4 protein-coding genes are annotated in these 4071 nt (G+C 49.2%); 2 read left to right on the forward strand and 2 right to left on the reverse strand.

Going from position 1 to position 4071, the window contains the following annotated elements; genetic code table 11:
• Positions 1 to 85 precede the first annotated feature (85 nt).
• Together hemC and B7Y67_RS12115 are read left to right on the forward strand one after the other, a co-directional pair.
• Positions 86 to 1066 carry a hydroxymethylbilane synthase gene (hemC, locus tag B7Y67_RS12110; protein WP_293598864.1) on the forward strand — a complete coding sequence of 327 codons (981 nt, stop codon included), beginning with the start codon at positions 86 to 88 and terminating at the stop codon, positions 1064 to 1066.
• 6 nt (positions 1067 to 1072) lie between these two features.
• A complete protein-coding gene (locus tag B7Y67_RS12115; protein ID WP_293598865.1) occupies positions 1073 to 1882 on the forward strand; it encodes a uroporphyrinogen-III synthase in 810 nt (269 codons plus the stop codon).
• Here B7Y67_RS12115 and B7Y67_RS12120 read toward each other — a convergent pair.
• Positions 1879 to 2451, reverse strand: coding sequence for a chorismate lyase (locus B7Y67_RS12120; RefSeq protein WP_293598866.1), 573 nt, complete (start codon positions 2449 to 2451; stop codon positions 1879 to 1881). The genes B7Y67_RS12115 and B7Y67_RS12120 overlap by 4 nt on opposite strands.
• Positions 2452 to 2453: 2 nt before the next feature.
• A complete protein-coding gene (locus B7Y67_RS12125) occupies positions 2454 to 3998 on the reverse strand; it encodes a DEAD/DEAH box helicase (RefSeq protein WP_293598867.1) in 1545 nt (514 codons plus the stop codon).
• Positions 3999 to 4071 lie beyond the last annotated feature (73 nt).

A 4071-nucleotide genomic window follows, 5' to 3' on the forward strand; every position in this document is an offset into this window, starting at 1 on the left:
AGCTTGGGCTTTGTTGGCAAGGGAATTTTTTGATGAGCTCATAAACGCAGTATATTGGTGTAGGTCTTTGATTATTTTAAATGTTATGTCCCAAACCCCTATTTCTAGCTCCACTTCCCCTGTATCTGCCACCCCTCAGCGCCTGGTAATTGCCTCCCGTGAGAGTCGCCTTGCCATGTGGCAGGCGGAACACGTCCGAGATTGCCTTAAAAAGCTCTATCCAGCATGCGACGTACAGATTCTGGGTATGACTACCCGGGGAGACCAAATACTGGATAAGGCCCTCTCTAAAGTGGGTGGTAAGGGCTTATTTGTGAAAGAGCTCGAAACTGCCTTGGAGGACGGCCGGGCTGATTTGGCTGTGCACTCCCTTAAAGATGTGCCTATGGTCATGCCTAAGGGTTTTGATTTGTCCTGCGTGATGGCGCGGGAAGATGCGCATGACGCATTTGTCTCAAATGATTACGCCAGCCTAGAGGATTTACCAAAAGGCGCGGTGGTAGGCACGTCGAGTTTGCGACGCGAATCTGTTCTGAGATCCAAGTTTCCGCATTTAGTGATTCAACCCCTACGTGGCAATTTAGATACCCGTATGGGCAAGCTTGATCGTGGTGAGTATCAAGCCATTATTTTGGCTGCTGCAGGTCTCAAGCGACTTGGTTTGGAAAGTCGTATTCGTGCGCTGTTACCGATTGATCCCTACACACCAGCTGCCGGGCAGGGTGCACTCGGTATCGAAACTTTGAGCAAGCATCCCAACATTCAAGAGTGGTTAGCCCCTCTTAATGATTTGCCAACCCTTTATGCGGTCACTGCTGAGCGTATGGTGTCGCGTCAACTCGGTGGTTCTTGTGAGGTACCTTTAGCGGCTTATGCCACATGGGATCAAGATCATATGAATATCCGCTCTTTTGTCGCCAGTGTCGATGGCACTGCAAGCTGCCTAGCTAGCGCTCAAGGTGCTGTAAAAAGTGTAGAAGATGCGGAAGTGCTTGGACTCTCAGTTGCGCGAGATCTGATTGCTCAGGGTGCAGAGCGTTTATTGCCAAACGGTCTGCCTAAGTAAAACCCAATGAGCAACAAGACCATTGTCATTACCCGTCCCAGCGGACAGGCACGTCAATTGTCGGAAGCCTTACAAGCAAGTTTAGTAGATAGCGGGTTTACGAAAGACACAGTCCCCCAGATCATTTCTTTGCCACTACTGACAATTGTCCCGAAGGGTGATGATGTTTTAGTAGAGCGGATCACTGCAGCACTCAAGTCTGCAGATCTAGCAATTTTTGTTAGCCCCAATGCAATTGAATGCACGATGCGTTTGTTGGAAAGGTCTTGGCAAGAGGTGTCTGATCGGCCATTGCCAATAGGTGTGATGGGAGGAAGTAGTTTGGCAGCCCTCAACAATCACGGTATTGGTCTTGAGAGCAATGCTACAAAAGTTATTCTTCCTCAAAGCAATGCGCAGTGGGATTCCGAGGGTCTTTGGTCTGAATTGCAGGCCCTGAACTGGGAATGGTCGACCAAGAAAGTCATCATCTTTAAGGGCGAGGGTGGGCGCGACTGGTTGGCTGAAACTTTAAAACAGGCTGGGGCGCAAGTTGAGGCTTTCTCTGTTTATACCCGCGTACCATTAGATCTCAACAGTTCCGCTTGGAATGATGTCCATGAGATGGATTTTGCAAAATCACTTTGGTTGCTTACCTCATCTGAGGCAGTGCGTTATTTGGGTCAAGCAACATTGTCGCTCGATCTCGCATCAGCAATGTGCCCGCATCACAATATTGCTAGTGCAGCAGAACAAATTGGGTTTGGTAAGGTATTTACTTGCGAACCCGGTGACGAGGCTTTAATTGCCGCATCACGAGCTTGGCTATTCGTTTAATTGCTAGGGTAGTTCAGTAGCGCCGGTAGAAATACTTCACTCACCAGGAGTGGACGCCCCTTCAGTTGATAGAGCGTACGTCTTGCCCAACTCACAGAGGGAAGCCCTGGGTATTGCTGGAAACACTTTTTCCATAAGGCGCTTCGTTTATCCAATCGAGTAATTTCACGTAAGGGTTTTTTCTTGGAGTGCATGCGTGTTTTAGCAAACAACACCGCTCCTAAAGGTTTCTTTCCTAAACGTAAAATCTCGTGATTACTGCCACTAGAACTACTGATGGGAATAATGCTGTGAGCCATGACTAGTGGAACACCGTTTACACAAAGCAGCACTTCACGGATACGACAACGTTTGATCTTGAAATGAAAATAGCGACTCTCGTCGCTATTTAGGTTTTGCCGGCAATCTCGCAGAACTACTACCTCTAGTTTTTGTCCGATTGCGCGTTCAATTTTTTGGGTTAAAGAACCGGTATCACTTAGCCAGGCCTGCCACTTGCGTGGCGCCTGATGCAATTCACCGGAATCGACTCGATTCCATGCAGAACGGAGGCGACGACGGTGAACCATTTTTAGCTACCGCTAAAGTTTCTGCGTTGACCGCCAGATTTTGGTTTAGCAAAACGTGGACCAGCGGATGGACGTGAATCTCCAGAACGTGCCGGACGTGAGTCAGCAGAACGTGCAGGGCGTGAATCAGCAAAACGATTGCCACCAGCAGGACGTGAATCACCAGATGGACGTGAATCGCCAGAGCGAGATTCGAAATGATTGCCTGAGCGATTACCACCGCCTCCGCCACCAGAACGAGACTCTGAACGGGCGCCAGAACCATAACGGCCACCACCGCCACCAGAACGACCGCCACCGCCGAAGCCGCCACCAGAACGACCACCACCTGGGCGACCACCGCCACCACCAAAGCTAGGCTTAGCTTGTGGCTCAAGGCCGGCAATGACTGAAGCAACGATGTCTTGCTGTGTAAAGCGTTCGATATTACGAATCTTGGCGCGATCACGATGTTCAACCAAAGTGATAGCAACACCATTGCGACCCGCACGACCAGTACGACCGATACGGTGCGTGTAGTCCTCAGGTTTCATTGGCAAGCCAAAGTTAATCACGTGACTAATGCGTGGCACATCAATACCGCGAGCTGCTACGTCAGTCGCAACCAAAATCTTGGTGTGACCCTTACGCAAAGACTCAAGACGGCGCATACGAACAGCTTGAGGCATTGCACCGTGTAAGGCGCTAGCTTCATAACCATTTGCACGTAAGGTGTCAGCAATTTTTTCACTTTCAACTTGAGTGCTTGCAAACACAACTGCTTGATCCAAAGAGGCATCAGCCAAAATGTGCTCAAGCAATTTATGCTTGTGTGACATGCTGTCAGCCCAGTGCAGCTTCTGTTCAATGTTCGCGTGCTTTTCACCAGCATGTGCAAGCTCAATACGCTTAGCGTTAGTGGTTAACTCATTAGCCAAAGACATAATCTTTGGTGCAAAAGTTGCAGAGAACATCAAAGTTTGGGTGCGACCAGCGCAACGCTTATCAATAGCTTCGAGATCATCAGCAAATCCCATGTCGAGCATGCGATCGGCTTCATCGATAACGAGTTGCTTAACGTCATCTAAGCGAATTGCTTTGCTGTCAGTCAGGTCGAGCAAGCGACCAGGGGTTGCGACAACTAACAATGCGCCTTTCAGGGCTTGGATTTGCTTGCCATAAGGCATGCCGCCCATGACGGTTGCAATACGGATACCTTTCATGCCGCGAACTAAGTTCACTGCATCTGCGGCAACCTGTTGAGCTAATTCACGAGTAGGGCAGAGCACCAACACTTTAGGTTGTGCGCGACCTGGTACAGGTGAGCCGTTTGGGTTGTCTTCGATCAGTTGATTAATCAAGGGTAATAAAAAGGCTGCGGTTTTACCGCTACCAGTTTGGCTGCTGACTAATAAGTCACCGCCAGCGAGAGCCGCAGGGATAACCTGAGCTTGCACTTCAGTGGCTTGGGTATAACCCAGTTCAGCAACGTTTTTAAGGAGTGGCGCCGCGAGGGCGAAATTCTGGAAATCATTTCCAGATGGATTGGTTTCTTTAGAAAAAGTCATGCTATTACACATCCCGTTTAAGGGATGTCTCCGTGTATACACTCTCTGTTTTTTATTGAGTGTGATGGTCAAA

This window comes from Polynucleobacter sp. 35-46-11 (genome assembly GCF_002281105.1).